Origin of the sequence: Mesorhizobium sp. M0074 (assembly GCF_040322975.1) — a bacterium.
Taxonomy (GTDB): domain Bacteria; phylum Pseudomonadota; class Alphaproteobacteria; order Rhizobiales; family Rhizobiaceae; genus Mesorhizobium.
The window spans coordinates 179335-205014 of the sequence record NZ_JAMYUM010000012.1 but is presented as its reverse complement, the minus strand read 5'-3'; the positions used below and the strand labels follow the sequence as shown (position 1 = coordinate 205014).

The window sequence follows — 25680 nt, the reverse complement described above, 5'->3', positions numbered from 1 at the left end:
CCGTCATCTCGGCTTTCGCCAATCTCCAACGTTGCTGACCGAGCGAGGCGCCGAAGCTGCCAATCTCCCCCCTCGTGGGGGAGATGTCCGGCAGGACAGAGGGGGGCGCGAAGGAACGCGACCTCTAGTCACGGCGTATTTTGTTCTTGCTTTGTGCCGGCAGCTATGCTACTAATCTGGGTATGGTACCAATTGGCTCCAACGATCCGCCCTCCGAGGCGGGTTTTTTATTTCAGGCTTTGAAAGTTCCGATGTTGCCGACCTGAGGTCGGCGGGACAGCGCCCCTCTCTGTCCTGCCGGACATCTCCCCCACTTGGGGGGAGATTGGCCGTCACCTCTCGATTTCGCCAGTCACAACGGTGAAGAGCGCAGAACTCGACGCGTGTGCCTGCCATCGCTCTACGCCTCATCCTCATCGTCGAGCAGACGGGTGGCGCGCCAGCGGGTGAGCACATTGTTGGTCTGATCGATGACGAAGAAGCGCGCGGAATCGCGGTCATAGCCTTCGGCCAGCAGCTTTTCGTAGTCGGTGTGGGCGTGGCGAATATGCGCTATCGTCGCCAGCCACACGGCAATGCTCGGCGGCAAGGTCTTCATGTGCACGGCGCCGGCATCGGCACGGATCTTTTCCATGTCGGCATAGGGCGCCAGCGGCAGCAGCGCTGTCAGCGCCTTGGCGATAGCGCGGCGGCGGCCGGTCGGCGCGCTCATCACTCCACCGGCCCTGGCTCGTCCCGCCCGGCCATGGTCGCATCGGCAAAGGCATCGGTCGAGGCGAAATAGGGCTTGATGTCGATGACCGGCGTGCCGTCGAGCGCGTCGATGGCATCGAGATCGACGCGGCCGGTGTCGATCTCGACGGCAACCAGCCTGGCGACATGCAGCCCAATTGGGTTCGGCCGGGCAGGGGAGCGCAGTGAAAAGACGCCTTTCGGCTCTGTGGCATGGCGGGGTTTCTGGACAATCAGTTGCCGCGGCGCATGGTGCAGCCAGGACAGGATGATGACGTGGCTAGCGCGTTCCAGCCCAAGCAGGCCGTCCCGATAGAGCGGATCGATCGTGAGAACCGCCGGCTGTCCCATCTCCCGCGCTGCCTTCATGTTCTTGGGGCAGGTCTCCCGCGTGACCCAAGGCGAAGCGATGCGGCCGATGAAGACGACATGGCCATCCGGCGGCATCGTTGCCGGGTCGGTTTCCAGAAGCTTTTCGCCGCTGCGCGTTTCGAACATGGGTCTCGCCTCGATCATGCTTCCGACTTTGCGCAATCCGCCACGCATGCGTCATTTTCTTGTCCGGAAGCGACATAGCGCTTGCAAGCCCATCAAAATCGACATAAACATATGTTTATATCTTTTTCAAAGAGAATGCTCGCATGCATGTCGCTCTCGACACGATGGTAGATACATTGAAGGCGGCTGCCGAATCCAGCCGGCTGCGCATATTGGCGCTGCTGTCGCGCGGCGATCTGACCGTTTCAGATCTCACCGAAATCCTCGGCCAGTCGCAGCCGCGCGTCTCGCGCCATTTGAAATTGCTGCTGGAGGCAGGGCTGATCGGCCGCTACCAGGAGGGCTCGTGGGCTTTCTTCCGGCTTTCGGATTCCGACACGTCGCGCGATTTTGTGCTCAGGCTGGTCTCCGGCATCCGCGGCGCCGATCCGCAGGTCGAGCGTGATCTCGAACGGCTGGCCGCGGTCAAGCGCAAGCGGCAGGACCGGGCTGCCGAATATTTCTCGGTAAACGCCGCAAGCTGGGACCATATCCGCTCGCTGCATGTGCCGGATCGCGCGGTCGAAGCAGCTCTCATCAAGCTCGTCGGCAAGCGGCCGTTCCAGTCGATGCTCGATCTCGGCACCGGCACCGGACGGCTGCTCGAGATCTTTTCGCCGCTCTATCGGCGCGGTGTCGGCATCGACATGTCGCGCGAGATGCTGACGGTGGCGCGGGCCAATCTCGACAAGGCCGGCGTTTCGAATGCGCAAGTGCGCCAGGGCGACATTTTTGCGCCACCGGTCGAACGCGACGCCTTTGATCTCGTTACCATCCATCAGGTGCTGCATTATCTCGACGATCCCGCCCGCGCCATCCGCGAGGCGGCACGTCTGTTGCGCCCGGCCGGCCGGCTGGTGATCGTCGATTTCGCGCCGCACGCGCTGGAGTTCTTGCGCGAGGAGCACGCGCATATGCGTCTCGGCTTTTCCGACCGGCAGATTGGCGACTGGTTTTCCGAGGCCGGGCTCGACCTTGAGGACAGCCAGGAATTCGAGCCACGCGGCGGCAACGAGGCCAAGCTCACCGTCAAACTCTGGCTCGGCCGCGATCGGCGCATGCTGATTGCCGAGCCTTCCAACGACAGACAACCGGCCAATGCGTATCCGATAGGGGAAACCGCCTGATGAACCAGTTCCGCTTCTCCCGCCGCCCCGACATCGGCGACAAGGTCAGGGTTTCGTTCGAGTTCTTTCCGCCGAAAAACGATGAGATGGAAGCTAGGCTGTGGGACACGGTCACCCGGCTTGAGCCGCTCAAGCCGAAATTCGTCTCGGTCACCTATGGCGCCGGTGGTTCGACCCGCGAGCGGACGGCCCGCACCGTCAAGCGCATCCTCAACGAAACGACGCTGACGCCGGCGGCGCACATGACCTGTGTCGATGCGGCGCGTCACGAGGTCGATGCGGTGATCCGGGAGTTCGCCGATATGGGCGTCAAGCGTTTCGTCGCCCTGCGCGGCGATCCGGCCGAGGGCGTCGGCGCGGCCTACCGGCCGCATCCGGAAGGCTATGCCAATGGCGCCGAACTGGTTGATGCGCTGAAGGGCGCCGGCGATTTCGACATATCGGTCTCGGCCTATCCGGAAAAACATCCGGAAAGCCCGGATTTCGCCACCGATTTCGACATGCTGAAGCGCAAGGCCGACAACGGAGCGACGCGGGCGATCACCCAGTTCTTCTTCGACAACGATCTCTATGAGCGCTATGTCGAGCGGGCACGGCGGGCCGGCATCTACATACCGATCGTGCCGGGCATATTGCCGGTGCACAATTTCACCCAGGTCGCCAACTTCTCGGCGCGGTGCGGCGCCTTGGTGCCGGCATGGCTGGCCGAGCGTTTCGATGGGCTGCAGAACGATCCGCAAACGCATGCGCTGGTGGCATCTGCCGTGGCCGCCGAGCAGGTGCTGGACCTTGTCGAGCGCGGCGTCGGCGATTTCCACTTCTATACGATGAACCGGGCCGATCTGGTCTTCGCCATCTGCCACATGATAGGCATCAGGTCGCATGAAGTCGAGGCGGCGGGATCAGCCGCGGCGTAAGGCGGCAGGCACCTTTTTGAAATGTCAAAGATCGGGGGAATGCAAAAGGCCGGGCAAAACGCCCGGCCTTTCAAATGGTTTGGACTATTCGGTGCTGGTCTTCCCCCGCTCAGCGGCTTTATGGAAGGACGCCCATAATGAGGGCGCCGATGAATGCAAACGCAGCACAAATCATCAATGCGTTGATCGGCCTCGTCAGTCCCATGTCATAGCCTCCTCTTAAGAGCTATGGCGAGAGTCTAGGGTCATTTGTGCCACAGGCAAGCAGAAACTTTGCTGCAATGCGACGAGATTGTGGAATTTGCGACCTGCCGTTTGCCGTTAGGCATTGAAACTCTTTGTCAAAAGCCGGCTCGGGACCTGTGAATAATTTGTGGCAAAGCCGTGGCAGCAACGAGAATGGCAGCGCTACCGCGGCAGAAATCGGAATCGATTTTCGGAACGACTGAAGATTCGACGCGTCCTTTGCGCATCCAACCGGATGCTGCACGCTATACGCACCCTATACGAATGCGGTGGGCAATCGGCAGCGTTGTGAGATAGCCAGGACTTGAATTTTCTGCCAATTGGCAGTATATTGACTGCCAAGTGATGGAGGTCGGAATGAGTGTCGCTTATGCGGTTCGCGATCCTGCAAATCAGGCTTTGCCGGCAAATCTGGCGGATGCCTCGGCGCGGGCGCGGCTCACGCCAGCGGCTGTTGCCGGCATCGTCAGGCTCGCAGACATCTGGCATCTGACCAGCACCGAGATCTGTACCTTGATCGGCGACGTGTCGGAGAGAACCTGGTTCCGCATGAAGAAAGGCGAGTGGGAGGGCGTTCTCTCCCAGGATTCGCTGACACGCATCAGCGCCCTGATCGGCATCTTCAAGGGACTGCGGCTTCTGTTCTCCGAAGCGCTTGCCGATGAATGGGTGCGGTTGCCGAACAAAGGGGCTCTTTATGGTGGCCGGCGCCCCCTGGACGTTATGATCGAGGGCGGCATTCCGAAGCTGCTGCAGGTTCGCCAACATATCGACGCTTTGCGCGGTGGACTTTGAATGCAGATCCCGCCGCGCGCTGACATTTCCCAGCGCGACACGATCCGGCTGATTTCGACAGGCAGGCTCAAGGAACCGGTCCTGATGCCATTGGCCAGGAATCATGGAGATTTGGAGGACCTTGCGGAGCTCGAAGGAGCCACCAGCGGCCGCCTTCAGGCGCAGCAAGGGGGATTGCCCGACCTCGATCCGCGCGAACTGGTTTTCGGGAGGCCGGGCTACACCTTCATCAATGCGGCGTTCGCTTACACCCGTCCGGGCGGCAATCGTTTCAACGATGATGCCAGGGGCGTCTGGTACTGTGGGTTCGATGCGGAAACCGCGCTCGGCGAGGTCTCGTTTCATCTGACGCGCGAGCTTGCCGCGATCGAACGGTTCGAAAACGTCACCGACTACGCGGAGCTCGTTGCCGACTTCATAGGCTCGTTTCACGATCTGCGCGGTGCTGAGTTCAGCAAGGACCCGGTGCTCGATCCGGATACCGCCTTAGCCTATCCTGCCGGTCAGGCGCTGGCGAAGCAACTTCGCAAGCAAGACGCCGCGACCGGTTTTGTGTATCCTTCCGTGAGACATGTCGGCGGGACCTGCCTTGCCGCCTTCCTTCCCGATCTCGTTCAGAATCTCCGGCAAGGCGGTATCTGGCGTCTGGAATGGCAGGGTTCATCTGTTCCCGCGATCACGCCCATATAGCGCACGATCGGAGCGACAACTTCGCTGCGCCATCTCTAACGCCGCCCGAACAGGCGACCGTCGATGGTGACGAGGCCGAGGGCGATCAGCGCCATGCCGCCGAGTTCGAACAGTTCGAGCCGCTCGCCCAGGAACAGGAAGCCGAGCAGGATGGCACTGGCCGGCACGATGAGCGTGACCAGCGAGGCGTTGGTGGCGCCGGCCGAGGCGACGAGATTGAAATAGAGGATGTAGGCGAAGGCCGTCGACAGCAGCGCCAGTGCCAGCACCGCCGCCCAGACCGGCGGCGAGGCCGAAAACAGATTGGCGGCATCATAGGTGAACAGAACGACCGGGATCATGATGATGGTCGAGCAGGTCAATTGTCCGGCGGCAATGACCGGTGACGGCACGCCCTTGAGGCGGCGGGCAATCATCAGTGCAGCCGCATAGGATAGCGACGCTCCGATGAGCGCGAATTTCGCCCAGACCGGACCGCCGAGCCCGGCGACGAGGCCGGGGCCGATCATCACCGCCGTTCCCGCGATACCAAGGGCGATGCCGGCAAGCTTGTTCCACGACAGCTTTTCGTCGCTGGTCAGGGCGTTGGCGAGGATCAGCGTCCAGAACGGCGTCGTCGAATTGAGCACCGAGGCGACACCGGCGCCAAGCTCGGTCTGGCCGGCAAAGATCAGCGAGAAAGGAATGACATTGTTGGCGAGCGCCAGCAGGAAGAACAGGCCGGCATGCGGCAAGGCGAGGCGAAACGACGGGCCACGGACCGCAAGATAGAGCTGCAACGCGATCGCAGCTATGGTGACGCGGAACAGCACCAGCACCAGCGGCGGAAGTTCCGCTACCGCAATACGGGCAAAGAAGAACGAGCCGCCCCAGATGGCGCCGAGCAGCAGAAGCTGCGCCCAGTCCTTGAGCACCATCGGCCCGCGCATCGTGGTGGTGGCAGCTATCGCCATTGGTCGTCCTCCCAGACGAGATGCCTTGCTCTCTTCAGGCATCTGTTCACGCTCTACCCGGTCCGGCGGCAAGGGCCACCCGAAACCTGAGCGATGGCCTAGCTCGCTCATAACCGGCGTACAGAACGGCGTAGCGCCGCGAAGCCAGGGCGGCGAGACATAGAATTGTTTTCATTAGCCGCTAGCTTGGATTAATTGTGCGCAGCCTCAGTCAAGGGATTCGTCCATGCAGCGATTCGAAAATGCCCGCGAGGCAGCGCTGGCGCTTCGCCCGGACGATCCGATCTATTGCTTCCGCCCGCAGGTGCTGAAGGCGGATGCCAAACAGTTCATGGGCATGTTTCCCGGCAAGACCGCCTATGCGGTCAAGACCAATGGCGAGCGGATCGTGCTCAACGCGCTGGTCGAGGCCGGCGTCAGTGCCTTCGATGTGGCCTCGCCCGGCGAATTCGCCGCCGTGCGCGCCGTCTCGCCGGACGCCGAGATGCTCTACATGCACCCGGTGAAGGCGCAGTCGGACATCAGGCTGGCGCTGGAAAAATACGCCGTCCGCGTCATTTCGCTCGACCATGAGGACGAGATCACCAAGCTGACCAGGGTGGTGCGGGCGCTCGACATCGATCCGGGCGCGATTACCGTGTTCGTGCGCATCCAGACGAAAGGCTCGGCAGCTTACGAACTGTCGAAGAAGTTCGGTGCCGGACCGGCCAATGCGGTCGAACTCGCCGAACGGCTGAACCGGACGGGCTACAAGGTCGGGCTGTGCTTTCACGTCGGCAGCCAGATCGAGGATCCCGACACCTACGAGCGGGCGCTGGCCTCCGCCGACTGGGTGCGCAACCGCGTCGGTTTCGACATTGCCGGGCTCGATGTCGGCGGCGGCTTTCCGGCCGAATACGGTCATGATCCGAACAGCCGCAAGCCGGAAATGCCGTCGCTCGGCCAGATCATGTCGCGGCTGTCGGGCGACCTCCAGGAGTACCAGTTCGACCAGATGCCGCTGGTGGCCGAGCCGGGCCGGGTGATCGTGGCGCGCTGCCTGTCGCTGATCGTGCGCGTGCTGCTGCGCAAGGGCAAAAGGCTCTACATCAATGACGGCATCTGGGCGTCGCTGTCGGATTCATGGACCGGCAAGATCACGCTGCCGGCACGCTTCATCCCCGATCCGGCGATCCGCTCGCGCAATGGCGAGGACAAGACCATCGTGCCGTTCAAGGTCTGCGGCGCGACCTGCGATTCCGTCGATATATTGTCGCGGCCGTTCTGGCTGCCCGAAACCGTCGATACCGGTGACTGGATCGAGATCGGCCATATCGGCGCCTATTCGCTGTCGCTCCGAACACGGTTCAACGGCTTCTATCCCGATACTTTCGTCGAGGTGGCAACGCCATTCGACGAAGGCGATGCGCCGCAGGGGTTTGCCAGCCTGGAGACGATGGCGGATTAGTGAATGGTGAATAAGTGAAATAGTGAATAGTGAATAGAAGTAGTTCTTGCGTTCCGTCCCGCTCCCGTGAATCGTCACCATTCACCATTCACCATTCACCATTCACCATTCACCATTCACCATTCACCATTCACCATTCACCATTCACCATTCACCATTCAGTCAGGCCACGCCACCGCCAGCCTGGATGTTCTCGCCGGTTAGCCAGCGAGCTTCGTCGGAAGCCAGGAAAACCGCGACATCGGCGACGTCGCGCGGCGCTCCGATCCGGCCGAAGGGCGACATGCCGGCGGCCACGGCGCGGTCCCGTTCGGGAAGCAGGTCGGTGTCGGTGAAGCCTGGTGAAAGCGCATTCACGGTAACGGCGCGCGGGCCGAGTTCGCGCGAGAGGACGCGAACGAACTGCTCGACGGCTCCCTTGCTGCCGAGATAAAGCGCCGTCTGCGTGAAGAACATCCTAGTTCCACCGGTGGAAACGGCAACGATGCGACCACCGTCGCGAACGCGGCGCGCCGCTTCCTGAAGCGTGAAGAAGGTGCCCTTGGCATTGGCGCCGAAGACATGATCGAAATCCGCTTCGGTGGCCTCGACGAGCGGCTTTATGACGGCGACGCCGACATTGGCGACGACGATGTCAATCGGCCCCATCTGCCTTTCGGTTTCGTCGAACAACTTGCGAATGTCGGGAATGCTGGAGACATCCGCCTGGATGGCAACGGCTTTTCCGCCATTCCCTTCAATAGAGGCAACCACTTCCCTGGCGGCCTTCTCGTTGCCGACATAGTTGACGACCACGGCAGCACCCTTGGCCGCGAGCCCCTCGGCGATGGCGCGCCCGATGCCGCGCGAGCTGCCGGTCACAAGTGCGGTTTTGCCTTCGAGTGGACGATGCATGGCTGTTCCTTCCGTCTGATTACGGCCGCCTCGATCGAGCGGCGTTCCAGGGAAAGCTATGGGCATGGTATTGCTCAGAGAATAGCCTATTATCTTACTGACTTGTTAAGCCTGGGGTACATAATGCGCGGAACCGAGTTTTCCGAACTCACGGCATTTGCAGCAATCATCGAAGAGGGCAGCTTCGTCCGCGCCGCGGCCAAGCTCAGGATTTCGCCTCCAGCACTCAGCCAGACGATACGCGGGCTGGAAGAGCGTCTCGGTGTCCGCCTGCTCAACCGCACCACGCGCAGCATGTCGCCGACGGCTGAGGGCGAGAAGCTGTTTGCCCGCATCGCACCGGCGTTCAGCGAACTGGAAGGGGCCGTCGCCGACGCGCATGCATCACGCGGCCGGCCGGCAGGCTCGCTGCGCATCAATGTTCCGCGCATTGCCGCCACGCGTTTCATCGCGCCGATCCTCGGCGATTTCCGCCGCGACTATCCCGATATCGCCCTCACAATCATTGTCGACGACATGCTCACCGACATCGTCGAGGGCCGCTTCGATGCCGGAATCAGATTGGGTGAGCGGCTGCACAAGGACATGGTGGCGGTGAAACTCAGCGAGGAACTCGAGATGGCCGCAGTGGCGGCGCCGAGCTATCTGGAGCATCACCCGATACCGCGTCACCCCGCGGACCTGCATCACCACCAGTGCATCAATTTCCAGTGGCCCAGCGGCGGCAACATCTACCGGTGGGAGTTCGCCCGAGGCCAACGTGCTTTGGAAGTGGCCGTCAGCGGCGGCCTGACGATCAACGATACGGAACTGATGATCGGGGCGGTTCTGGATGGGGTCGGCGTGGCGTACATGCTGGAATATCAGGTCCGGCCATGGATCGAAGCGGGAAAGCTCGTCCGCTTTCTCGACGCCTGGTCGCCGAGATTTCCGGGTTTTTATCTATATCACGCGAGTTCCCGCCAGGTTCCGGCGCCGCTGCGAGCCTTTATCGATTTCCTGCTTGCCAGGCGGTGATTTGAATAGTGAATAGTGAATAGTGAATAGTGAATAGTGAATAGTGGTAGCTCTGGTGCTCAATGCGGCTCCGGTGCTATTCTTTTCACCATTCACCATTCACCATTCACCACCTTCACAGCCTGGCCAGCAGCTCCGGCGTCGGCCAGCCGTCGACCGGCAGGCCCAGCCGCTTCTGCTCCTTGCGGATCGCTTCGCGGGTGTTGGTGCCCAGTATGCCGTCGACGGTGCCGACGTCATAGCCTTTCGCCTCGAGCTTGGTCTGCAGCGCCTTCATCTGGTCGCCGTTGAGGCCGGGTTCGGGGTTGCGCGGATCGAATCGCGGCGCACCCCCCAGCCGGGCGGCAAGATTTGCCGCGGTCAGGGCATAGGTGAAGGACTGGTTCCACTCGAGATAGACGTCGAAATTGTCGTAGGTCAGGAAGGCTGGCCCCTTGCGACCCATGGGCAGCGCCAGGCCGGCCTTCAGGCCGTTGTCGAGAAGCGGCGTACCGTCGGGCCTGGTAACGCCCCACTGGCTCCATTGCGTCAACGGCAGCTTGTTGGTGCGTCCCGTCTGCTCCCACGGCAAATCGTCGGGCACACGGACTTCCTCGATCCAGGGCTGGTCGCGCTTCCAGCCGCGCGACCGGATCTTGCTAGCCGTGCTCATGATCACGTCCGGCGCGCTGCCGCGCAGGTCGACCAGGCCATCGCCGTCGCCGTCGACGCCGTGGCCGAGATAGTCGGAAGGCAACATCTGCGTCTGGCCGATCTCGCCGGCCCAGGCACCGGTCACGTCGGCCGGCACCACGCCGCGATCGATCAACATCAGCAGCGGCACGATCTGCGGCCGGAACAACTGCGGACGGCGGCAGTCATGCGAGAGGCTCACCAGCGCGTTCAGCGTATGAAAATCGCCCTGCACGGCGCCAAAATCGGTCTCCAGGGCCCAGAAAGCGGCGATGACCGGCGCCTGCACGCCGTATTCGCGATCGGCGCGGACAAAGACCTCGGCATATTTTTGCAGATTGGCCGCACCTTGCTTCAGCCGATGGGACGAGATCATGCGGTTCGAGAATTCGATGAAGGTCTGGGTGAAGACCCCCTGGGCACGGTCGCGTGCCAGCGCCTTTTCATCGAGGGTGGCGTTTTCCAGCGCAGAAAGGCCGGCAGCGCCGACGCCGGCCGCCCTGGCCTCCGCCGCCACGCCCTGCTTCCATGCCTCGAAATCGCCGCCGCATTGCTGTGCCGCGGCCGGCACGGCGCTCAGGAGCAGCGCCGCGAGAAGTCCAAAGCGCGATCGCATCGCCATCCTTCCGAGAAGATTACCAGCGGTTGCGGGCATCCGTCATTGGCTGTGTCGAAAAGCAGGCGGCAGGCCTGGTGTCAACGGGTGTTCTGCCGCAACCACTTCTTCCACGCGGCTTCGGAGCCGTTGAAGACGCTGATGTCGGCGTTTCCGGTCATGCCCGGCACGACGCCCGTTCCGGTATACTGCCAGAAGGTGAAGGGATGGCTGCCGTATTTCTGGCGCGGGTGCCCGGCGACGGAGCGCAGCCAGTAGGGGTAATTGCGGAAGCCCGATAAACCGTTATCTTCGAAGAAATCGACAGACGTGTAGATGATCGGCTTCTTGCCGTAGTATTTTTCGACGATTTCGAGGAACGTGCTCATCTCGCTGCGTACCGTGGCGGGATCGGGCCGCAGCCTGCAGGTCGGCGATTTCGGGTTCCATTCCATGTCGAGAACCGGCGGCATCGCCGAACCGTCTTTGGGCACGTTCTGGATGAACCAGCGCGCCTGGGTAGCGGCCGGCGTGCAAAAGTAGAAGAAATGATAGGCGGCACGGGGGACGCCCGAGGCCTTCGTGCGGCTCCAATGCTCGCTGAAAGCTTCATCGAAACGGTCTCCGCCTTCGGTTGCCTTGATAAAGGCGAAGGAGATGCCGCTGGCCCTGGCCGCCGGCCAGTCGATCGAGGTCTGGTATTTGGAGACGTCGGTGCCGTGGACGGCGTAGCTCCACGGTGCGCCGCTGTCCCATTCATGCGGGTCGGAATCGGCAAAACGCGGCGCGCGTACCGCAACCATCGAGGCGCTGGACGACGACAGCGATGGCGTCAGATCCTCGACCGTCGAGCAGGCGCCAAGCAGCATCAGCGTGATGAGGACCGCGAAACGGCGCATCGCTACTTCCCGAGCCGGTTTCAGCCGGCCGCTGATGGGTCTTTCCGCGGGTGGCCCCTCGACCGGGCGCAGCGTGTCTGAAACCGACTTACGCGACGCGCCTGGATCTTCGTTTCATGCATTCCCAAACCGTTACGCAGTTTTGGGACGCATGCATTCAAGCCCCGCCGGACGGTCACCCCACAGGATCGCCCGGTCTGTCCTAAGCGCGTCGCTTCGACGCGCTTAGCTCTTTTGTCTATGCATGTCGTTGTCCCAAAACCGCTGCGCACTTCTGGGCGACATGCACCTGTGATCGCCGATCATGGTTGATATTCGGTTGACGGCGCTCGACAAGAGCCGCGATTTTGCCGAAACAATGGCGGCAAATCGATGACATAGATCGAGCGCGCCCGGGGGAACTCAAAATGCAGATCCTTTTGAAGTTCGTCAAATGGCTGCTCGGCTTGGCTGTGCTGGCCGCCGCGGTACTCGCCGGCTGGCTGTATTTTGCGCCGCCAGAACTGATCCGCGTCGGTTCCGGCTATGCGGCCAAGATCGTCTGTTCGAACGTCTTCATCGCCGGGCGAGATGCCGACGATGTGCTTGCCGTCGATGTGCAGGCGCCGGGTCACCCGCTGCTGAAGCTGATGAGAGTGTCGGTCGACAAGAAGGGAACGGTTTCGGCCGGCCTGTTCGGTGTGCTCGGCAAAAGTGTCGCGGTTGCGCGCGACGGGCTCGGCTGCGCCTCGGTTCCCGACGGCGATATTGCCGCCGCCAAGGCTATCGCGGGAGCCGCGCCAGCGGCGGCGCCGCTGCCCGATCTGATCTGGCCGGAGGGCGACAAGGCCGATGCCTCGCAGGATCCCGAGGTCGCGAAAGTCCTCGACGATCCAGCAATGACCGGCGCCGGCATGCGGGCCGTCGTGGTGGTCAAGAAAGGCCGCATCGTCGCTGAGCGTTATGGCGACGGCTTTTCCGAAAAGACGCCGCTATTGGGCTGGTCAATGACCAAGACCGTAAATGCGGCGATCGTCGGCACGCTGGTGAAGGAGGGCAAGCTGGCGATGACCAACCAGGGTCTGTTCGGTCCCTGGAAGGGAGATGGTCGCGCCGTGATCAGCCTCGCCGACATGATGGCGATGTCGAGCGGGCTGGAATTCAACGAGGATTATGGCGACGTCGCCGACGTAACGCGCATGCTCTATCTCGAACCGGACATGGCGGGCTTTGCCGGATCCAAGCCGCTGACCGGCGAGATCGGCAAGGTGTTTTCCTATTCGAGCGGCACGGCGGTGATGCTGTCCAGGCTGTGGCAGGACGCAATCGGCGACAAGGACAAGGCACTGGCGTGGCCGAGGACCGCGCTGTTCGATCCGCTCGGCATGCAGAGCGCTGTGCTTGAGGCCGACGAGCACGGCACCTTCGTCGGCTCGTCCTATCTCTATGCCACGGCATGCGACTGGGCGCGCTTCGGCCAGTTCCTGCTGCAGGGCGGCGTCTGGAACGGCCAGGAGATCCTGCCCGCCGGCTTCGTCGACTGGATGCGGGAACCGGCAACTGCCTCGAAAGTCTACGGCAAGGGGCAATTATGGATAGAAGGACCGGGCGACGAAGAAAACCCCGGCGCCGGCACTGCCGCCGGCCTGCCCAAGGACACCTATTGGATGGAGGGGCATGATGGGCAAACGGTTGCCATCATCCCCTCGGAGCAGCTGGTTGTGGTGCGGCTCGGGCTGACGCCGGCCAGGCTCGGCTATCGGCCGCAGGCGATGGTGGCGGCGCTGATCAAGGCGCTGCACTGAGGAATGCGGCGGTCGCAGTCTTGTCTATGTGGCTGTCGCCAAAGGTTTGGCGCGATCAACACGCGCCCGCTCGTCGGGTGAGTTCATAACCGTCCAAAGATCATTACGGCGCTGGACGTTCAACCAGAAATCCGGGCTGTTGCCAAACACCCGCGCAAGAATGAGCGCGGTAGCCGCCGTCACGTTGCGGCGGCCGTTGCACAATTCGTTCACATGCTTGCGCTGGACGCTCATAGCTTCGGCCAAAGCCGCCTGTGTCAGGCCGAGTGGTTGCATGAATTCTTCCGTAAGAATTTCGCCAACCGTTGCTGGCTTGCGTGCGGTCATCAACATGTCTCACCTCACTTATATATATAACTGTGGTCGTCGAGATAGATGTCCGACGCCTCGCCCCGGCCCCAGTCCCAGCGGAAGACCAGCCGCCATTGTTTGTTGACACGGATCGAATGGAAGCCTTCGAGATTGCCGCGCAACTTCTCGAAATGGTTGCTGGGCGGCACACGCAAATCCTGATCGATCACCGCGTCGTCAATCATCTGGAGCTTGCGGAACAAGCGGCTTTCGAGATCGGACGGAATATTGCGGGAGTGGGTGTCGTCCACGAAGAAAGCCCGCAGCCATCCATCTCTAAAGCCGATGATCATCCCATGCTTCCGGCGAGGAGATAATGTACCACTCCTTGGGTCATATGGCAATGTGTGATTTAGCCAATTAACTGATTTCAGCCACGGCCCTCATTTAGGATTGGAGCCCCAAAACCTTCCACGGCAAAATTGATATTAGATGGCGATCTTGCTCACGGCGAGCCAGCTGTAGCCGCGATAAAGTGTTTTGAATCGAACGCTTGCGCCAACTCTTGCAGATTCCGAATCCAGAATCGCGCGCAACGATTGACGCGGCTCGACGTGGAATTTTTTCAGCCAGCCGCGCAACAGCTTGCGGAACCAGCTGGGCAAGGCTTCCTGCTGGCCAAAATCGACGACATGCAGCGAGCCACCCGGTGACAGAGCAGCAAGAGCCGCGGATACCGTCTTTTCCCAGCCGGGGATCATCGACAGCGAATATGAGACAAAGACGCGGTCGAAACTTTCGACGCCGAACAGCGCTTTCGCGTCGAAATTCGTGGCATCGCCGCGCGCCAGCGTGACGCGGCCGGAGAGGCCTTCGCGCGCGAGGGCGGCAGTGGCCGTCTCCAGCATCTCGGCCGAAATATCGAGGCCGAAGAAGCGCGCGCCGGGATAGCGGCGGGCGGCGAGGATGATGTTGCGGCCGGTGCCGCAGCCGAGCTCGAGCACGGTGCCGCCGGCCGGCACATCCAGTCCGGCGATAAGCCGGTCGCGGCCCAGCAAATAATATTTGCGGGTCAGGTCGTAGATATGACGCTGCCAGCGGTAGACGCCGTCCATCAGCTCGGCATGGCTGGCCGGCAAGTCGGTCGTGCTCATGCGGACCGCTTCACATAGAGATGGAAGCCGCCATAGATGGCCGAGCGGTCGCGCGCCGAAAACTCGCGCGAGGCGTCGTTCTCGTAGCGCCACTGGTCGAGCAGCGAATTCGAGACGCGGCCGGGCAGCAGGCTGGGTTCAGCGGCGGTGCGGAAGATGACGCGGGCGCCGGTGGAGGCGGTTCGGGTGATCTCGGCCCACAACCCGTTGAGCTGGTGGTCGGTCATCCAGTCCTGTGCATCGAGCAGCACGAAGCGATCCACCGAGCCGGCATCCTTGCGGGCAAGGAACTCGATCAGATTGGCGTGGTGGATGGCAACGCGATCGAGATTGTTGCGGATCGTCTTGTAGTTGCGCTTTTCGAGATAGGCGGGCAGGGCGGCCTCGCCCGGATTAGGGTAGCGGCGGGCGAAAGCCTGCCAGGCGAAATAATTGGTCTTCAGCGGAAAGTCGCAGGCGAGCTTTTCCAGTCGTGCCTTCAGCACGCTGGCCATGGTGCCGTCACCGGAGGTGATCAGCGAATCGTACTGGGCCGGCGGAATGCCGAGGCCGAACAGCGAAGCCTTTCGCGAGGTCGCCCATTTCAGCAGCGGTTTTTCGAAGACCGGCGCCAGCTCTTCATCGAAGAAGCGGCGCTGATCGGCGATGCTCTTGGCGTCCATGATGCCGGCCGGGTCGACGCCGAAAAATTTTGCGGTGCGATGGCCCATGGCGATGAACAGGCCAAGCAGGCCGGTCTGGTAGAAATTGCGGTCGAAGACAGCGATGCGGCGACGGCCGCGCCAGTTGCGGCGCTCCCAATAATGGCGGCTGACCGGGTCGAGATGCGGTGCGATGAAGCGATCGTAGGCCTGTGAATTGTGCCCGGTCTCAGCCGCGCCGAAGAAACGGAACAGGTCGCCCTGCGACGGCAGGTGACGGACGGCTTCGAGCTTCATGCGGTTCAGCGCGATATGGGCAGCGTTGAGGTCGACGGCATCGATCCTTTCCGGCGAGCGGGTGAGATAGGCAAGGATGTTACAGCCGCCGGAGGCAATGGTGACGATGCGGTGGCCCGTCCCGAGCTGCATCGCGTCCATGTCGATTTCGGGGTCTTCCCAGATCTGCGGATAGACGAGGCCGGAGAACAGGAAGGCGAACAGGCGCTCGGAGATGCCGGCTTTCGACAGCGGGCGGTTCTGGTAGACGGCCTTGCCGACTTCCTTGCCGCGGCGAAAAACCAGGTCCCCAGAAATGTCCGTCATGGCAAGGCGATTCCCCGTTTGCTTTGCCGCAAGCGGGTAGCGCAGGGTGATGACAGGCCAGTGACAGCCTGTTGACGCGAGTTCAGGCCTTGCCAAATCCACCTGGGGTCGGCGTCGTCACGATGACCGCCTCGCCAGCGTCGAGGATGGTCTGATCGCAGGCTTTCAGCGTCTCGATCGCGCCGGTCTTGCGGCGGACCTTGGTCGAACCGGCCTCGCCATCCCCGCCTCCGTCCAGTCCCCGCGGCGGGCGGTTGCGATGCGAGGACAGGATCGCGCATTCCATTTTTTCGAGGAAGCGGATGGTGCGCCTGGTGCCGTCGCCGGCATTCCATTTGCCTTCGCCGCCGGAGCCTTCGCGGATATGAAAATCCTCGAGCAATACCGGGAAACGCAGTTCCAGCACTTCCGGATCGGTCAGGCGCGAATTGGTCATATGGGTGTGGACGCCGGAGGTGCCGGCAAAACCGCGGCCGTCGTTCATCCGGCCGGCCGGCGAGCCCGAGCAGATCGTCTCGTAATACTGATACTGCTTGTTGCCGAAGGTGAGATTGTTCATCGTGCCTTGCGCATTGGCCATCGCGCCCATGGCGCCGAACAGCGCGTTGGTGACGTGTTGCGAGGTCTCGACATTACCGGCGACGACCGCCGCGGGATAGGCGGGTTTCAGCATCGAGCCGTCGGGAATGACGATGTTGATCGGCCGCAGACATCCGGCATTCATCGGGATGTTGTCTTCGACCATGACGCGGAAGGCATAAAGCACAGCGGCTCGGGCGACTGGCTCTGGCGCATTGAAATTGTTCTTCATCACCGGCGACGTTCCGGTGAAGTCGACGGTCGCTTCGCGCTTCCGCCGGTCGACCGATATCTTCACCTTGATCATTTGGCCGGTGTCGGTCGGATATTCGTATTCGGAACTGTCGGGCAGCCGCTCCAGAACGCGGCGCACGCTTTCGGCGGCATTGTCCTGGACATGGCCCATATAGGCTTCGACGACATCGAGGCCGAAATGCGCGACCATCTTGCGCAGCTCGGCGACGCCCTTTTCGTTCGCGGCGATCTGCGCCTTGAGGTCGGAGATGTTCTGGTGCGGATTGCGCGCCGGGTAGGGGTGGTTGGTGAGTAGCGTCTCCAGGTCCTTCTCGCGGAACCGGCCGCGATCGACGATGCGGAAATTATCGAACAGCACGCCTTCCTCGTCGACGGTTGTGGCAAGCGGCGTCATCGAGCCGGGCGCGGTGCCGCCGATGTCGGCATGATGGCCACGCGAGGCGACGTAGAAGAGGATCTCCTCCCCCCTCGAGGGGGAGGTGGCGGCGAAGCCGCCGGAGGGGGTCGTTGCGGCAGTGCTCGACGCATTTGTGGTGCCTTCTGCGAGGACCCCACCCGGCCGCTTCGCGGCCACCCTCCCCTCAAGGGGGAGGGAAAACACCGGCGTCACCACTGTGATATCAGGCAGATGGGTGCCGCCATTGTAAGGTGCGTTCAGCGCAAAGACGTCGCCGGGGTGAATGTCGCCGGAATTGAGCCGGATGATGGTCTCCACCGAGCGGTCCATCGAGCCGAGATGCACCGGCATATGCGGTGCGTTGGCGACCAGCGCGCCATTCCGGTCGAAGACGGCGCAGGAGAAATCGAGCCGCTCCTTGATGTTGACGGAATAGGCAGTGTTTTGCAGCGTTACGCCCATCTGTTCGGCGATCGACATGAACAGGTTGTTGAAGACCTCCAGCATCACCGGATCGGCTTCGGTGCCGAGTGCGGCCTGTCGGCGCTTCTTCTCGACGCGCCGCATCAATACGTGGTCCTTGGCGGTGATCTCGGCCTGCCAGCCCGGCTCGACGACAATGGTCTGGTTCGGCTCGATGATCAAAGCAGGGCCGGCGATCTTGTTACCAGGCTTCAGCGTTTCGCGAGGGAAGATGCCGGCGTCGCGCCAGACGCCGTCGACAAAGATTTTCCGGTTCCCGGAAGGACTTGCGGCCATGTCTTCAACAACTGAATCGCTTTCGTCGCGGCCGGTGCCGCCGGTATCGGTACCCTCGACGCCGACCGATTCGACGATCATCGGCTTGTCGTCGTAGACGAAACCGAACTGCGCCTTGTGCGCCAGTTCGAAGTCCGCCTTGGCCTGCGCAATCGAGCCGTGCCCGAAGTTCACAGGCAGCGCGGTATCGGTGCCGTCGTAGCGGATCTGCAGCACCGGTCTCGAGGCGACCGCGTCTTCGCTGATGCCTTGCGCGGCGAGTTCGTCGATGACGGCTTTGCGCAGCGTTGCGATGAGTTCATCGATCGCTGGCCCGGAATTGTCCGCCAGCGGCTTCAGCAGCGCCTGCTGGCGTGACGCAAATACAGAGGATAGGCCGATGCCGTATGCCGAGAGCAGGCCTGAGAAGGGATGGATCAGCACCGCCTCCATGCCGAGCGCATCGGCGACCAGGCAAGCGTGCTGGCCGCCGGCGCCGCCGAAGCAGTTCAGGAGGTATTCGGTGACATCGTAGCCGCGCTGCACCGAAATCTTCTTGATGGCGTTGGCCATGTTTTCGACGGCGATGGTGATGAACCCTTCGGCGACGGTTTCCGGCGAGCGGCCGTCGCCGATCTCGGCGGCAAGTGCGGTGAATTTTTCGCGAACCGTCTGGACGTCGAGCGGTTCGTCCTGGCCCGGTCCAAAAATAGCCGGGAAGAACTCGGGCTGCAGCTTGCCCAGCATGACATTGGCGTCAGTGACGGCCAACGGGCCGCCGCGCCTATAGGCGGCCGGGCCGGGATTGGCGCCGGCCGAATCCGGCCCGGCGCGAAAGCGGCCGGCCTCGTAATGGAGGATCGAGCCGCCGCCTGCAGCAACGGTGTGGATGCGCATCATCGGCGCGCGGATGCGCACGCCGGCGACCTCGGTGTCGAAGGCGCGCTCGTAGTCACCATCGTAATGGGCGACATCGGTGGAGGTGCCGCCCATGTCGAAGCCTATGACTTTGCCGAAACCGGCGAGTTTTGCCGTCTCGACCATGCCGACGACACCGCCGGCCGGGCCGGACAACAGCGCATCCTTGCCCTGGAACATGTCGGCGGCGGTAAGGCCGCCCGACGACATCATGAACATGAGGCGAGGAGATTGGCCGATCTCCCCCCTTGTGGGGGAGATGCCCGGCAGGGCAGAGGGGGGCGCCGTAGGGTGCTTTGTGTCATGATTGGCGTCACTAAGATGCTGAGATGCTGGCGGGACAGCGCCCCCCTCTGTCGGCTTCGCCGACATCTCCCCCACGAGGGGGAAGATTGGAGCCACGCCCAGCTCACCGGCAACCCTTTGCACATACCTTGCCAGGATCGGCGACAGATAGGCGTCGACCACGGTGGTGTCGCCGCGGCCGACCAGCTTGATCAGCGGCGAGACCTCGTGACTGACCGAGACCTGCGAAAATCCGAGTTTTCTGCAGACCTTCGCAACTGCCTTTTCGTGATCGGGATGTTTCCAGGCATGCATGAAGACGATCGCGACCGCATCGATGCCATCCGCCTTGGCTTGCTCAATAGCCGGGCGTACCGAAGCAATGTCGAGCAGGCGCTCGACACTGCCGTCGGCGCGAATCCTTTCGTCGATCTCGACGACACGCTCATAGAGCTGTTCGGGAAGGATGATCTGCTTGGCAAAGATATCGGGCCTGGCCTGATAGGCAATCCTCAGCGCATCGCGGAAGCCTTTGGTGATGAGCAGCAGCACACGGTCGCCCTTGCGCTCGAGAAGGGCATTGGTGGCAACCGTGGTGCCCATCTTGACATCGCCGATCAGAGCGGAGGGGATTGGAGCGCCGGGTTGGACGCCGAGCAAATCGCGAATGCCCTGGATGGCAGCGTCGGCATAGGCTTCGGGATTTTCCGAAAGGAGTTTCCTTGGATGCAGCCCGCCTTGCGGGTCACGGCCGATGACATCGGTGAAGGTGCCGCCACGGTCGATCCAGAAATCCCATTTTGCAGTCACTGCGGCGGCTCCCGGGATTTTTCCCTGTTCGATCTGTTAGCTCGCGAGGCCCTGACCGGCAATCGTCAAATGATTGGAATATGTTACAGGCAGAAATGCAACGTTACGAAACTCATGCGCAGCTTACGCATTGTGTCCTCGACCGCCGCCGGTAACGGAGGCGTGATTAGAGGAGAGATATCATGAAGAAACTCATTCTTGCGTCGGTGTCGGCGCTTGCGTTGCTTGGCCTTGCCGCCTGCAGCAACAGCGGCACCGACAACACCACGACGCAGAGCACCAACCCGCCGGCATCCGACCAGACGATGAAGCCGGCTGCTCCTGACGCCAACAAGCCTGCCGAGCCGGCTCCGGCTCCGGCGCCTGCGCCGGCTGCTCCGGCTCAGTAGTCAATGTGGCAACCAAGGAAAGGCTGGCCTCACAGGCCGGCCTTTCTGCTGCTTACGATACCAGCGCCTGGCGGCCGAGTGCGACGACGTGAGCGCTGGCGCCAGCCGCCTCAGGCATTGCGCCAAATCGATTGGGCCAGCCCCTGCGGCACTGTCTTGGCTTGATAGCGATGGGTGGTTGGCCCTATGAAGCCCCCATGTCGATTTGGGACCGCCTTGGCGACTTCGTCACACGCGTTTCATCTTCAGCGTCGTCAGGCGTCGCCGAAGTGGTCGAGGCCGTGCGCACGGTTTTCTCCGGCGATGCCGATCTGCGCCGGCGCGTCGCCTTCTCGGTGGCGATGATCGCCCTGTCGGCCAAGATGGCCAAGGCAGACGGCATCGTCACGCAAGACGAGGTGCGCGCCTTCCAGGAAATATTCGAGGTGCCGAAGGAACAGAGGCGCAATGTGGCGCGGCTCTACGATTTGGCCAAACGCGACATTGCCGGTTTCGAGACCTATGCCGAGCGGATGGCGCAGCTTTGCGGTTCGGGCCATTCGAACTGCCTGATGCTCGAGGACATACTCGACGGGCTGTTCCACATCGCCAAGGCCGACGGGCTGGTGCATGAGCGCGAGGGCCAATTCCTGCATCGCATCGCCGAGATATTCCGCATCAATGAGGCGCATTACCAGAGCATCCTGGCCCGGCATGTCGATCTGGGTGCCGCCGATCCCTATGTTGTGCTCGGCATCGAGCGTGGGAAGCCGTTCGAGGAGGTCCGCAGGCGTTACCGCAAGCTGGTCTCCGACAATCATCCGGACCGGCTGATCGCACGCGGCCTGCCGCAGGAATTCATCAAGATCGCGACGACCAGGCTGGCGGCGATCAACGCGGCCTATGAAATGATCGAGCGAGGCCTGCGGCACGCATGAGCGGCTTTCCGCCCGATGAGCCGAGCGCCGAGGTCAGGGTATCGCCGAATTTCGGACCACGGCGCGGGACGCTCGGACCCGATATGATCGTGCTGCACTACACCGGCATGGCTACCGGCGCCGGTGCCGAGGCATGGTTGTGCGATCCGGCAAGCGAGGTCTCGTCGCACTACCTGGTCCATGAGGACGGCCGAATTGTTCAGATGGTAAGGGAAAGCGACCGCGCCTGGCATGCCGGCAAGAGCTCGTGGTTCGGACAGAGCGACATCAACTCCTGTTCGATCGGCATCGAGATCGTCAATCCGGGGCATACGCTCGGCTATCGCAACTTTCCAAAACCGCAGATCGACGCGGTGATCGGCCTGTGCGCTGGGATCATCGAGCGCCATTCCATTCCGGCGCAGCGGGTGCTTGCCCATTCCGACGTGGCACCGGGGCGAAAGGTCGATCCAGGCGAGAAATTTCCATGGAAGGCCTTGTTTGCTGCCGGTATCGGCCATGTTGTGCCGGCAGCACCGATCCGGCGCGGCGCCGTGCTGAAGCCAGGCGATACCGGCGCCGAGGTAGAGGCGCTGCAGTCGATGCTGGCGCTCTATGGTTATGGCGTCGAGATCACCGGCACTTTCGACCGGCAGACCGAAATCGTGGTCGAGGCATTTCAGCGGCATTTCCGGCTGCGCCTGGTCGATGGCATGGCTGACGGATCGACGATCCGCACGCTGGAAAGGCTGCTCGCTTCCGTAAGGATAGCCTCTCTCAAATAATCTTTTGCCAGCTTAAAAGTTACAATCTGTTACTCAAAGTGACTTGCGTCGCCTTCTTTGGCGCCAATTCCGTCGTCAAAGGCGATCCGTACAGATTGTCGGACGTCTATCCCCCAAGATGTTCCGATGTTGATTGAGGGTATCTGCGCGAAGTTCTTTGTGCAGATCAAACAGAACAGGATCACATGCAGAAATTGACCGTTTTAACGGCAGCCATTGCTGCCGGCGTAATGACTTTTGCCTTCAGTGCGGCGAACAGCGCACCGCTGAGCCAGCGGGCCGATCAGGGCTTCAGTGCCGCAGCCGGCAAAACCGCCATGCCGAAGGGTGGTGCAAAAGTAGAGAAGACCGCCACCGCAAAAGTGGAAAAAGCGGCCGCGGTAAGGACGAAAAAGCCAGTCTCCGCGAAAAGGCCAACCGCTGCGAGAAAGACAATCGCCAAACAGCATGTGAAGCGTAACCGCAAACGCATCGACCGCATGGCAACGGCGTCAGTCGCTCCGAAGAGCAGGCCAGCGCCTCAGGCGGTGGTTGTCGGCGGCAGCGGACAGTATTCGGCGATCATTGCGCGTTATGCCGCCAGCTATGGCGTCCCGGTGTCGCTCGCCAACGCCGTCATCAAGATCGAAAGCAACTACCAACCGAACCAGGTCGGCAGCGCCGGCGAGATCGGCCTGATGCAGATCAAGCCGGCGACGGCAAGGATGATGGGCTATAGCGGTTCGGTTCAGGGTCTCTACGATCCCGATACCAACATCAAATACGGCATGAAGTACCTTGCCATGGCGCGGGATCTCGGCGGCGGCACGACCTGCGGCACGATCCTGAAATACAATGCCGGCCACGCCGCCACACGGATGAACCCGGTGTCCGCAGCCTATTGCGGCAAGGTCAAGGTGCAGCTGGCAGCACTTGGAGCGCCCGCCTGACAAGCGACAACTTGCTTTTTCGTTTGCGTTTTCGGGCCTGAACCCCTTTATACGCCTTGCCAGCTGGCCGGGCGGCCGCACCCGCGAAGCCGAAAGGCTGCGGGTGAGGAAAGTCCGGGCTCCATGGAGACACGGTGCCGGTTAATGGCCGGCGGGGGCGACCCCAGGGAAAGTGCCACAGAAAGCAAACCGCCACGATCCAATCGTGGCAAGGGTGAAAGGGTGGGGTAAGAGCCCACCGCGCGACTGGCAACAGGAGCGGCACGGTAAACCCCACCGGGAGCAAGACCGAATAGGGGCGGTGCGAGGGGAAACCCTCGAGGGCTGTTTCCGGCTCACCGTCCGGGTAGGTTGCGTGAGGCGCATGGCAACATGCGCCCAAGATGAATGGCCGCCACGTTCTCGCCCCGTAAGGGGCGAGGGCCATACAGAACCCGGCTTACAGGCCAGCTGGCAGTTTTCCCCGATAAAAGGAAATCTCCTGATATCAGCAGGTTGCGTCTTCGGGCGCAGCCGTTGATTCACTTTCGACCCCTGCAGCCGAGCGCGACAATCCTTGAAATTGGTACGATTTAATCGTACCATTGAGAGATTGATCAGGAGTGCGCCATGGGCCACGTTGACAAACGCAGCATCACGCTGTCGCCGGAACTGGCGGCGGCGGTCGACGACGTGGTCGCCGCCGGCGAATATGCCTCGGCGAGCGAGGTGATCCGCGACGCGCTGCGGCAATGGAAGGACCGGCGCGACCTGCTCGGCTACACGGTCGAGGAATTGCGCAAGCTGGTGCAGGAGGGGATCGACAGCGGACCGGGACGGTTTGCGTCGATCGACGAAATAAAGGCCGAAGCGCGGAGACGATTGAAACCCGACAGCGCGGCATGAATTTGCTGCCCATCATCCGAACCGCAAATGCGGAAGAGGATTTGATCGCGATCTGGATTCATGTTGCGCAAGACAACGAGGCTGCAGCCGATCGATTGCTCGATCGGATCGAAGCCCGCTGGCAACAAGTGGCCACTTATCCTTCTCAGGTGCCCCGCGCGAAGACATCGCGCCCGGCATCCGTCACCTGATCGTCGGCGAATACCTCACCCTGTACCGCGTCAGTGAAGAGGCGATCGAAATCGTTCGCGTGCTGCACGGCCGGCGCAAGATCGCGGCCGACGATCTGAGTTCGTGATTGTTCAGCCACCGATAGCGTCTAGCGATGCCTCGATCGCCTGCCAAAGTTCTTCCACCGGTTCGCAGCCGACCGACAGGCGAACGAAGCCGGGCGGAACGGCGTCTCCCCTTTTTGATCGCCGTTCGGCCGAGGTGTGTACGCCGCCGAACGACGTCGCTGCCTGCATCAAGGCGCAGTTGTTGATGAAATCCTCGGCCTTGTCCTCCGAGGCGAGCACGAAGGAGATGAGAAAGCCAAAGCGCTCCATCTGGGCGCGGGCAAGATTGTGCGATGGGTCACTCTCCAGTCCCGGAAAGCGCAAGCCGCTGATCGCGCGATGGTTTTTCAGCCGTCGCGCTATCATTTCGGCGGAAGCGCACATGCGGTCGAAGCGCACGTCCAGCGTTTCGAGGCCGCGACGCACCAGCCATGCCTCGAACGGCCCGGGGATAGCGCCCGACGTCTCGCGCCAGTCGGTCACCCTCGAGATAATGTCCGCGTCGCGGCTGGCGACATGGCCGAACAGCGCATCGGAATGGCCGTTTGGTGCCTTGGTATCGGCAGCAATGACGATATCTGCGCCGAGATCGAGCGGGCGCTGGCCGAAAGGCGTCATCGTCGTGTTGTCGACCACAAGCACCGCACCCGCTCTATGCACGGCCTCGGCGACGGCTGCGATGTCGCATATGTCCAGTCCTGGGTTGGCGGGCGTTTCGACGAAGGCAAGCCGATACCCATCGAAGCCGCCGTCGAGGAAGCTCGATGTTGGCCGGACATCATAGGCAACGCCGAAGGATTTCAGGAAACGCTCTGCCAGCGCTCTCGTCGTGTGATAGCCGTCGGACGGCAGCAGGATACGGTCGCCGGCTTTGAGCAGGCCGAAAAATACCGCCGAGATGGCAGCCATCCCCGAGGGGAAGGCGACGCATGGGGCGTCTTCCAAATGCGCCAGCATGTGCTCGACCGCATCCCAGGTCGGATTGCTGAAGCGGCCATATTGATCGAAGCCGGTGGCGTCGCCGGGCGCATGAAAGATGGCGGCCATGGTCAGGGGCAAGGGGATCGGGTCGCCCTTGGCCAGCCCGCCGCGGCGCAGATGGGGAAGTGCCGCGGCGCGTGACTTGGCTGTTTCGAACATGATTTCAAACCTCGTTACTGACCGGAAAAGGAGATGCCGAGGCTATGCGCGGCAGCGATCCGCAGCAAGTCGGCTCCGGTTGGGCCACACGGCTCTAAACGCTTCGTTAGGCTTAATAGACGATAAAGACGGGAGTGCCGTCAAAGCTGCTCTCCCCAGTCGTGGCAGGCGCGTTTTGAAGACTGTTCCCGTTGACGCCCATAACACCCCATGATATCCCATTCCGATACTCAAGCCTTCGTTCCGTGTCAGGGTGAAGCGTACGCCAACCGGGCAGCCGCGGCGGCTGCGCGTTTGCCTGCGTTCGCCCGTTATAACGAAGTGGGTTTTGGACGCCGACCGGGCTGGGGCGGCGCGGACAGGAAGATGCAGAGGGGTGCGGCGGCGCAAGCGGCCGTAACG

General features: G+C 62.1%; 24 protein-coding genes, 1 other RNA gene and 1 pseudogene. 14 read left to right on the top strand and 12 right to left on the bottom strand.

Annotated elements, in window-relative coordinates:
* Positions 1-400: 400 nt before the first annotated feature.
* Positions 401-712 carry a DUF2293 domain-containing protein gene (locus tag NKJ73_RS18360; protein ID WP_352570506.1) on the bottom strand — a complete coding sequence of 104 codons (312 nt, stop codon included), beginning with the start codon at positions 710-712 and terminating at the stop codon, positions 401-403.
* Positions 712-1230, bottom strand: a complete 519-nt coding sequence (gene tsaA, locus NKJ73_RS18355; protein WP_352570505.1) for a tRNA (N6-threonylcarbamoyladenosine(37)-N6)-methyltransferase TrmO — start codon at positions 1228-1230, stop codon at positions 712-714. Before tsaA ends, NKJ73_RS18360 begins: the two co-directional genes overlap by 1 nt.
* Before the next feature lie 143 nt (positions 1231-1373).
* Between tsaA and NKJ73_RS18350 the strand changes: the two genes are divergently transcribed.
* The 4 genes from NKJ73_RS18350 to NKJ73_RS18335 all read left to right on the top strand — a co-directional run bounded on the left by NKJ73_RS18350 (position 1374) and on the right by NKJ73_RS18335 (position 5044).
* Positions 1374-2396: an ArsR/SmtB family transcription factor gene (locus NKJ73_RS18350; RefSeq protein WP_352570504.1), complete on the top strand. Its 1023-nt coding sequence runs from the start codon at positions 1374-1376 to the stop codon at positions 2394-2396.
* Positions 2396-3313 (top strand): methylenetetrahydrofolate reductase [NAD(P)H], encoded by a 918-nt coding sequence (gene metF, locus NKJ73_RS18345; protein WP_023676795.1) that lies wholly within the window; start codon positions 2396-2398, stop codon positions 3311-3313. Before NKJ73_RS18350 ends, metF begins: the two co-directional genes overlap by 1 nt.
* 603 nt (positions 3314-3916) lie before the next feature.
* Positions 3917-4354, top strand: coding sequence for an antitoxin Xre/MbcA/ParS toxin-binding domain-containing protein (locus NKJ73_RS18340; RefSeq protein ID WP_352570503.1), 438 nt, complete (start codon positions 3917-3919; stop codon positions 4352-4354).
* On the top strand, positions 4355-5044 hold the full coding sequence (locus NKJ73_RS18335; RefSeq protein ID WP_352570502.1) for an RES family NAD+ phosphorylase: 690 nt from the start codon (positions 4355-4357) through the stop codon (positions 5042-5044). It begins immediately after the preceding gene.
* A gap of 35 nt (positions 5045-5079) precedes the next feature.
* Here NKJ73_RS18335 and NKJ73_RS18330 read toward each other — a convergent pair whose 3' ends face one another.
* Positions 5080-5997 (bottom strand): DMT family transporter, encoded by a 918-nt coding sequence (locus NKJ73_RS18330; RefSeq protein ID WP_352570501.1) that lies wholly within the window; start codon positions 5995-5997, stop codon positions 5080-5082.
* A gap of 226 nt (positions 5998-6223) precedes the next feature.
* On the opposite strand from NKJ73_RS18330, the gene NKJ73_RS18325 reads away from it, so the two are divergent.
* Positions 6224-7444: an alanine racemase gene (locus NKJ73_RS18325; protein WP_352465177.1), complete on the top strand. Its 1221-nt coding sequence runs from the start codon at positions 6224-6226 to the stop codon at positions 7442-7444.
* Between the two features lie 162 nt (positions 7445-7606).
* Here NKJ73_RS18325 and NKJ73_RS18320 read toward each other — a convergent pair whose 3' ends face one another.
* Complete coding sequence (locus NKJ73_RS18320; RefSeq protein ID WP_352570500.1) at positions 7607-8338, bottom strand: SDR family oxidoreductase; 732 nt, start codon at positions 8336-8338, stop codon at positions 7607-7609.
* A 123-nt stretch (positions 8339-8461) separates the two neighbouring features.
* Between NKJ73_RS18320 and NKJ73_RS18315 the strand changes: the two genes are divergently transcribed.
* The gene (locus NKJ73_RS18315; RefSeq protein ID WP_352570499.1) at positions 8462-9355 is read left to right on the top strand and encodes a LysR family transcriptional regulator; all 894 of its coding nucleotides are present in this window, start codon (positions 8462-8464) and stop codon (positions 9353-9355) included.
* Between the two features lie 115 nt (positions 9356-9470).
* Here the strand turns inward: NKJ73_RS18315 and NKJ73_RS18310 are convergent, their stop codons facing one another.
* Both NKJ73_RS18310 and NKJ73_RS18305 read right to left on the bottom strand, forming a co-directional pair.
* On the bottom strand, positions 9471-10643 hold the full coding sequence (locus NKJ73_RS18310) for a lytic murein transglycosylase (protein WP_352570497.1): 1173 nt from the start codon (positions 10641-10643) through the stop codon (positions 9471-9473).
* Positions 10644-10723: 80 nt separating this feature from the next.
* Positions 10724-11521 carry a glycoside hydrolase family 25 protein gene (locus NKJ73_RS18305; RefSeq protein ID WP_352570496.1) on the bottom strand — a complete coding sequence of 266 codons (798 nt, stop codon included), beginning with the start codon at positions 11519-11521 and terminating at the stop codon, positions 10724-10726.
* Between the two features lie 407 nt (positions 11522-11928).
* Here NKJ73_RS18305 and NKJ73_RS18300 point away from each other — a divergent pair, with 407 nt between their 5' ends.
* Positions 11929-13305 carry a serine hydrolase domain-containing protein gene (locus NKJ73_RS18300; protein ID WP_352570495.1) on the top strand — a complete coding sequence of 459 codons (1377 nt, stop codon included), beginning with the start codon at positions 11929-11931 and terminating at the stop codon, positions 13303-13305.
* 24 nt (positions 13306-13329) lie between these two features.
* Here the strand turns inward: NKJ73_RS18300 and NKJ73_RS18295 are convergent, their stop codons facing one another.
* The 5 genes from NKJ73_RS18295 to NKJ73_RS18275 form a co-directional block, all read right to left on the bottom strand.
* Positions 13330-13638 carry a HigA family addiction module antitoxin gene (locus NKJ73_RS18295; protein WP_352570494.1) on the bottom strand — a complete coding sequence of 103 codons (309 nt, stop codon included), beginning with the start codon at positions 13636-13638 and terminating at the stop codon, positions 13330-13332.
* Positions 13639-13646: 8 nt separating this feature from the next.
* A complete protein-coding gene (locus NKJ73_RS18290; protein WP_352570493.1) occupies positions 13647-13949 on the bottom strand; it encodes a type II toxin-antitoxin system RelE/ParE family toxin in 303 nt (100 codons plus the stop codon).
* A gap of 135 nt (positions 13950-14084) precedes the next feature.
* Positions 14085-14750 carry a class I SAM-dependent methyltransferase gene (locus NKJ73_RS18285; RefSeq protein WP_023676783.1) on the bottom strand — a complete coding sequence of 222 codons (666 nt, stop codon included), beginning with the start codon at positions 14748-14750 and terminating at the stop codon, positions 14085-14087.
* The gene (locus tag NKJ73_RS18280; protein WP_352570492.1) at positions 14747-15994 is read right to left on the bottom strand and encodes a BtaA family protein; all 1248 of its coding nucleotides are present in this window, start codon (positions 15992-15994) and stop codon (positions 14747-14749) included. Before NKJ73_RS18280 ends, NKJ73_RS18285 begins: the two co-directional genes overlap by 4 nt.
* An 82-nt stretch (positions 15995-16076) precedes the next feature.
* On the bottom strand, positions 16077-19976 hold the full coding sequence (locus NKJ73_RS18275) for a hydantoinase B/oxoprolinase family protein (RefSeq protein WP_352570491.1): 3900 nt from the start codon (positions 19974-19976) through the stop codon (positions 16077-16079).
* A 182-nt stretch (positions 19977-20158) separates the two neighbouring features.
* On the opposite strand from NKJ73_RS18275, the gene NKJ73_RS18270 reads away from it, so the two are divergent.
* The 7 genes and pseudogenes from NKJ73_RS18270 (at position 20159) to NKJ73_RS18240 (ending at position 24158) form a co-directional block, all read left to right on the top strand.
* Positions 20159-20365 (top strand): hypothetical protein, encoded by a 207-nt coding sequence (locus NKJ73_RS18270; RefSeq protein ID WP_023676780.1) that lies wholly within the window; start codon positions 20159-20161, stop codon positions 20363-20365.
* A 197-nt stretch (positions 20366-20562) separates the two neighbouring features.
* Positions 20563-21282 carry a TerB family tellurite resistance protein gene (locus NKJ73_RS18265; RefSeq protein ID WP_352456180.1) on the top strand — a complete coding sequence of 240 codons (720 nt, stop codon included), beginning with the start codon at positions 20563-20565 and terminating at the stop codon, positions 21280-21282.
* Complete coding sequence (locus NKJ73_RS18260) at positions 21279-22046, top strand: N-acetylmuramoyl-L-alanine amidase (RefSeq protein WP_352570490.1); 768 nt, start codon at positions 21279-21281, stop codon at positions 22044-22046. Before NKJ73_RS18265 ends, NKJ73_RS18260 begins: the two co-directional genes overlap by 4 nt.
* Before the next feature lie 185 nt (positions 22047-22231).
* Positions 22232-22975, top strand: coding sequence for a lytic transglycosylase domain-containing protein (locus NKJ73_RS18255; protein ID WP_352570489.1), 744 nt, complete (start codon positions 22232-22234; stop codon positions 22973-22975).
* A gap of 59 nt (positions 22976-23034) precedes the next feature.
* Positions 23035-23433: RNase P RNA component class A (gene rnpB, locus NKJ73_RS18250), an RNA gene on the top strand.
* 151 nt (positions 23434-23584) lie between these two features.
* Complete coding sequence (locus tag NKJ73_RS18245; protein ID WP_023676776.1) at positions 23585-23860, top strand: type II toxin-antitoxin system ParD family antitoxin; 276 nt, start codon at positions 23585-23587, stop codon at positions 23858-23860.
* Positions 23857-24158 (top strand): annotated as a pseudogene (locus tag NKJ73_RS18240) (type II toxin-antitoxin system RelE/ParE family toxin). The gene NKJ73_RS18245 and the pseudogene NKJ73_RS18240 overlap by 4 nt, the downstream one beginning before the upstream one ends.
* Before the next feature lie 4 nt (positions 24159-24162).
* Here the strand turns inward: NKJ73_RS18240 and NKJ73_RS18235 are convergent.
* Positions 24163-25278, bottom strand: a complete 1116-nt coding sequence (locus NKJ73_RS18235; protein ID WP_352570488.1) for a cystathionine gamma-lyase — start codon at positions 25276-25278, stop codon at positions 24163-24165.
* Between the last annotated feature and the right edge of the window lie 402 nt (positions 25279-25680).

What these genes read in the sequence shown, in the direction of transcription:
- NKJ73_RS18270 (WP_023676780.1), top strand. Translation starts at nt 20,159, where the DNA reads ATGAAGAAACTCATTCTTGCGTCGGTGTCGGCGCTTGCGTTGCTTGGC.
- NKJ73_RS18360 (WP_352570506.1), bottom strand. Translation starts at nt 712, where the DNA reads ATGAGCGCGCCGACCGGCCGCCGCCGCGCTATCGCCAAGGCGCTGACA.
- NKJ73_RS18335 (WP_352570502.1), top strand. Translation starts at nt 4,355, where the DNA reads ATGCAGATCCCGCCGCGCGCTGACATTTCCCAGCGCGACACGATCCGG.
- NKJ73_RS18320 (WP_352570500.1), bottom strand. Translation starts at nt 8,338, where the DNA reads ATGCATCGTCCACTCGAAGGCAAAACCGCACTTGTGACCGGCAGCTCG.
- NKJ73_RS18300 (WP_352570495.1), top strand. Translation starts at nt 11,929, where the DNA reads ATGCAGATCCTTTTGAAGTTCGTCAAATGGCTGCTCGGCTTGGCTGTG.
- NKJ73_RS18305 (WP_352570496.1), bottom strand. Translation starts at nt 11,521, where the DNA reads ATGCGCCGTTTCGCGGTCCTCATCACGCTGATGCTGCTTGGCGCCTGC.
- NKJ73_RS18265 (WP_352456180.1), top strand. Translation starts at nt 20,563, where the DNA reads ATGTCGATTTGGGACCGCCTTGGCGACTTCGTCACACGCGTTTCATCT.
- NKJ73_RS18245 (WP_023676776.1), top strand. Translation starts at nt 23,585, where the DNA reads ATGGGCCACGTTGACAAACGCAGCATCACGCTGTCGCCGGAACTGGCG.
- NKJ73_RS18340 (WP_352570503.1), top strand. Translation starts at nt 3,917, where the DNA reads ATGAGTGTCGCTTATGCGGTTCGCGATCCTGCAAATCAGGCTTTGCCG.
- NKJ73_RS18310 (WP_352570497.1), bottom strand. Translation starts at nt 10,643, where the DNA reads ATGCGATCGCGCTTTGGACTTCTCGCGGCGCTGCTCCTGAGCGCCGTG.
- NKJ73_RS18280 (WP_352570492.1), bottom strand. Translation starts at nt 15,994, where the DNA reads ATGACGGACATTTCTGGGGACCTGGTTTTTCGCCGCGGCAAGGAAGTC.
- NKJ73_RS18350 (WP_352570504.1), top strand. Translation starts at nt 1,374, where the DNA reads ATGCATGTCGCTCTCGACACGATGGTAGATACATTGAAGGCGGCTGCC.
- NKJ73_RS18315 (WP_352570499.1), top strand. Translation starts at nt 8,462, where the DNA reads ATGCGCGGAACCGAGTTTTCCGAACTCACGGCATTTGCAGCAATCATC.
- metF (WP_023676795.1), top strand. Translation starts at nt 2,396, where the DNA reads ATGAACCAGTTCCGCTTCTCCCGCCGCCCCGACATCGGCGACAAGGTC.
- NKJ73_RS18285 (WP_023676783.1), bottom strand. Translation starts at nt 14,750, where the DNA reads ATGAGCACGACCGACTTGCCGGCCAGCCATGCCGAGCTGATGGACGGC.
- NKJ73_RS18330 (WP_352570501.1), bottom strand. Translation starts at nt 5,997, where the DNA reads ATGGCGATAGCTGCCACCACCACGATGCGCGGGCCGATGGTGCTCAAG.
- NKJ73_RS18235 (WP_352570488.1), bottom strand. Translation starts at nt 25,278, where the DNA reads ATGTTCGAAACAGCCAAGTCACGCGCCGCGGCACTTCCCCATCTGCGC.
- NKJ73_RS18255 (WP_352570489.1), top strand. Translation starts at nt 22,232, where the DNA reads ATGCAGAAATTGACCGTTTTAACGGCAGCCATTGCTGCCGGCGTAATG.
- NKJ73_RS18325 (WP_352465177.1), top strand. Translation starts at nt 6,224, where the DNA reads ATGCAGCGATTCGAAAATGCCCGCGAGGCAGCGCTGGCGCTTCGCCCG.
- NKJ73_RS18295 (WP_352570494.1), bottom strand. Translation starts at nt 13,638, where the DNA reads ATGTTGATGACCGCACGCAAGCCAGCAACGGTTGGCGAAATTCTTACG.
- tsaA (WP_352570505.1), bottom strand. Translation starts at nt 1,230, where the DNA reads ATGTTCGAAACGCGCAGCGGCGAAAAGCTTCTGGAAACCGACCCGGCA.
- NKJ73_RS18260 (WP_352570490.1), top strand. Translation starts at nt 21,279, where the DNA reads ATGAGCGGCTTTCCGCCCGATGAGCCGAGCGCCGAGGTCAGGGTATCG.
- NKJ73_RS18290 (WP_352570493.1), bottom strand. Translation starts at nt 13,949, where the DNA reads ATGATCATCGGCTTTAGAGATGGATGGCTGCGGGCTTTCTTCGTGGAC.